Source organism: Microcystis sp. LEGE 00066 (assembly GCF_015207925.1).
Classification (GTDB): Bacteria; Cyanobacteriota; Cyanobacteriia; order Cyanobacteriales; family Microcystaceae; genus Microcystis; species Microcystis ichthyoblabe_A.
Genome location: NZ_JADEVX010000288.1, coordinates 1 through 3791, shown reverse-complemented (window position 1 = coordinate 3791; position 3791 = coordinate 1). Strand labels below are relative to the sequence as shown.

At 37.9% G+C, this 3791-nt stretch carries 4 protein-coding genes; all 4 read right to left on the bottom strand.

Annotated elements, in window-relative coordinates; genetic code table 11:
• On the bottom strand, window positions 1-382 hold a 382-nt coding region (locus tag IQ224_RS22520; RefSeq protein ID WP_194032458.1), incomplete at its 3' end, for a transposase family protein.
• Window positions 383-780: 398 nt separating this feature from the next.
• A complete protein-coding gene (locus tag IQ224_RS22515) occupies window positions 781-2055 on the bottom strand; it encodes a transposase (RefSeq protein WP_228036362.1) in 1275 nt (424 codons plus the stop codon).
• Window positions 2056-2527: 472 nt separating this feature from the next.
• Window positions 2528-3307 (bottom strand): polyprenol monophosphomannose synthase, encoded by a 780-nt coding sequence (locus IQ224_RS22510; protein WP_194033513.1) that lies wholly within the window; start codon window positions 3305-3307, stop codon window positions 2528-2530.
• Between the two features lie 282 nt (window positions 3308-3589).
• Window positions 3590-3791: transposase (locus IQ224_RS22505; RefSeq protein WP_194033512.1), on the bottom strand; the 202-nt coding region annotated here is incomplete at its 5' end.

Genomic DNA, 3791 nt, shown 5'->3' with positions numbered 1-3791 from the left:
TCTCTTCTTCCGTTACGTCATTTCTTCGGCTAACATTTAAAATATCTCCTTCTTTTAATTGTTCGAGTATATTCTCGGCTAGTCTTTTCGTATAGGTTCGTTTCTTGGCGACAAAATCTAACTCTTCACTAAAGGGTTTTCGACAATTATCGCACTTAAATTGACGACGATTAACCTGTAGGTACACTGGTTGACCTGAGATTGGTAAATCTTTGACTAAATGTCGATGATTTTGGTGGAGTTTATCGCTCTCTAACCCACAACGAGGACAGATTGCTTTTTGATTTTTCGATTCGATTCGGCAAACTATACCGATATTTTCTAGGTGTAGATAGCCTTGAATAGACGTTCCTTTTAGGTTCAAAAATTTGTCAAGTATCATAGGTAAAATACTCTGGTTTTTGGCTATTATATCAAATCTTAACTCGATTGTCTATCTTTTGATATTAACTTGTTTGTGCCGTAAGTGTCTCCCTGTATAGATTTCAGCTACTTTTAGGCGTAGGTACTCTCATCGAATTTTATTTTAAGTTAATTATTTGCATAACAATTCCCGAAGAGCCAGAAATGTTACAAATTACATGGGTACATTAAGAAAAGTTAAGGGGCGTATCCATTGATGGATAAGGGTTTTTGGCTATTGTAGTATATATGTATGGGGGAAGTTCAGGTATATCAAGTTTTACTACGCTATGATTGGACTCCTGCTTCTATACTTTTGCAGAAATTGACCCAGAAATAAAACTCCTGGGCTAACCATAAAAAGTTGTAACTGGTGGACTAAGCCGCCAAACGAAGAATCTGGTCTAACTCACGGGAGCGTGACGGCAAGTCCGCTTCAGGAGCGGACTTTTGAGAAAGCACTTGGGTAATGGCAAAGTGTTGAAGTCCTCTACGAAGGCGGGAAAAACTGAAAAGTGAACATGAAGGCGAAACTTTTGGCATCCAACTTTGTTCTATTTCTTTGATTTGAAATAAACGGAATAAACAATAAGCAACGCAAGCTAATTGAACAAAACGGTCAATAGCTATTCCTAAATAGCACTGATAATCACCCAAACCAAAGTGCTGTTTTAAATCTCTAATGGCTAATTCAATAGAGAAACGGGAGCCATAAATTTCAATAATTTGAATAGCAGTTAAAGTGATATCAGTTGACATTAAAATAATCGGTTCTTTAGCTCCTTTCATTACCACAACTTTGACTTTTGGTTGAAATCCACGAGTATAAACTTCTCGCTCCACAGCTTCGACTTGGGTAAATTTTCCATAAATTTTAACTGAGAGTGATTGAGGTTTGAACTCTTTAAGTAGATGTGCAAGTTTCCATTTTCCATCCAAAATGAAAGACTTCTTCGATTTATTTTCAATTCTATTATCCCAGGCAACAGCATCTTTTCTCATACGAGTAATGACATTAATTAGTTTATCAACTAAGGGAGATAAGAAAGGAGCTTTACTAAAATAAGCATCTACAACAACCCGCAAGGAATTTAAACCAAGTGTCTTTTTTAATTCGAGAATCAAAGGGATAACTCCATCCCAGAAATTGGCTCTACGGGTTACTCCGTCCTCGTTAACAATGAATTGGAAGGGATTTAAATTACCAGATATCAACCTCAATTTAGTCACCCAACACCAATAGCGCTGACTGGTTTTCTCATAACTAATTAACCCAAGAATTGCCCAGTGGTGTCCTTTAAGTTCTTCTCCTCTATCAGCATTTCCACTGTGATCATGCCACTTCTGAACTCCTAACATTCTAGTTCCATTTTTGGCAATTAATAAAGTATCCACACAAGCCAAATAAGCACCGTGAAATTTTAATTTATCCTCTAACTTCTGAACTAGGATCTGAACCAAAGTATTTCTAACTGCATTAACGTCCCATAAATTATCAGATAAAAAGCGTTCCCAACTACATAAATTTCGGTCAATCCAGAAGCAACAGTGAGCAATATTGTTCATAGTTTTTCGTCCCCCAGTCAGCAACAGCCCCCATAAATACCCTTGAAAATAAATGAAATTCGGTTTTGAGAAATGGGTCTGAAACATCAAAAAATAGCTGATTAATTCTAGAGGAATAAACTGTTGCATACTGAGAATACTGGCTCTTCGTTACTTGTTATGGTTCGATAGGGTGGCATAAATCGACTAAATCCTTATCTGGCAAGAGATTTAATTGATTAGTTCGCTCTATATCAAAAACAATTGACAAAAATCGCCAAACGTCTTTCTATATAAGGGTTCCATCCCTTATAACCCCCGTACATTGCATAACACAAACCGAAGAACCAGAATACTCAACGAAAGGAAGCCACAGCCTACTTTATCATTAGAGCGTTCCAAAGAATAAAATACAGCTATCGTATCAAGTCATGCCATGAGTATTATTACTTATTCGCAAACAGTAAAAACTGCAAAAGTATAGCTGCTTGAAAAGCAGGAGTTGTCCTCAGCATCTTAAGTTTTGGGGCTTTGATGGTACTAAGACGGATTTACGGGACTTCCAAGAGATCGGAAAGCATTACATAAGTCTAAAGATGGTGGCTACATAATGCTTTCCCTTATCCAAATAATCGAATAAATTAATTCCCGTTTTACTCTCGCCCGACTTTCGTGGAACACATAAATAAGGAACTTCCACTAGCTTATAACCTGAACGAGAAGCACGACACAATAAGTCAATACAGTATTCTCCATAGTCTCCTCTCAAGCGAATCTTTTTTAAGACTCGGGAACGAGCGGCAATAAAACCACTGGTATAATCGTGAACCTGATTTCCCAAAATCACTATCGCTATATGATTGATAATCCAACTTAAGATTCTAGCCATTTTCCCGTGGGCAATATCACCCCCACCAGCCACCCAGCGTGAACCCACCGCCAGATCAGCCCCCCGCTCCTGAATGGATTTGATTAACTTCGGAACATCTTCGGGGGGCATGGAAAGATCACAATCCATCCAAGTTACAATTTTCGCCCCATACAGATCAATAGCATCGTCAATCCCTCTTTGTAGAGCATTTGTTAACCCCTTTTCTCCAATGCGAGACTGAAGGACTACTCCATACTTAAACTCTGAATCTTGGTGAGAAAGAGGATAGCATTTGGCGAACTCTGCTACTACTTGCCCAGTTCCATCGGGGGAATTATCATCGATCACTATAATTAAGTATGGTGGGGGCATAGAGGCTAATAATCGGTTAAGCAAGGGAATGATGTTATCTCTCTCATTATAAGTCGGTAAAATGGTGCAACATAACTGAGATGAAATACTTTCGTAACTAATTGTTTGATCATTCATAGAAAACTTTGTCAGCACGATGTTAGTTCAACTGGGATAACTAATGTACAGAGCGAATAACTAAACTTCACCCCTGTGAATATACTATACTTTAGACGTTCATAAGTAGGTAGGTGTTAAAAACTGTCAGATTCCCCCGTCTATCGGCACCCCCCTTATCAAGGGGCTATCCATTAGTCAGATCTTTCTTAACAAAAAGAGAAGAAACTTAAAAAAAGGGGAAACGATTGATAGGTATAGTTTTGAAAGAAGGAATGGCTCTTCGTTACTCTTTATGCTAAATTAACAGACAAGATGCCAAGATAACATACTTATAAACCAAAAATTCCGAAAGTTTCTAAAGCCATAGCCTCTTCTTTTTATTAGTTTAAGTTTATTGTTGATTCCCTCGACCACCCCATTCGCTGTCCTTCGCTCGAAATAACTAATTATTTCTCCAAACCAGTTTCGGATTGTTTGACAACTCTTAGTAAAAACACTGGAG

Coding starts and splice junctions, on each gene's coding strand:
- IQ224_RS22515 (WP_228036362.1), bottom strand. CDS start 2,055: ATGTTTCAGACCCATTTCTCAAAACCGAATTTCATTTATTTTCAAGGG.
- IQ224_RS22510 (WP_194033513.1), bottom strand. CDS start 3,307: ATGAATGATCAAACAATTAGTTACGAAAGTATTTCATCTCAGTTATGT.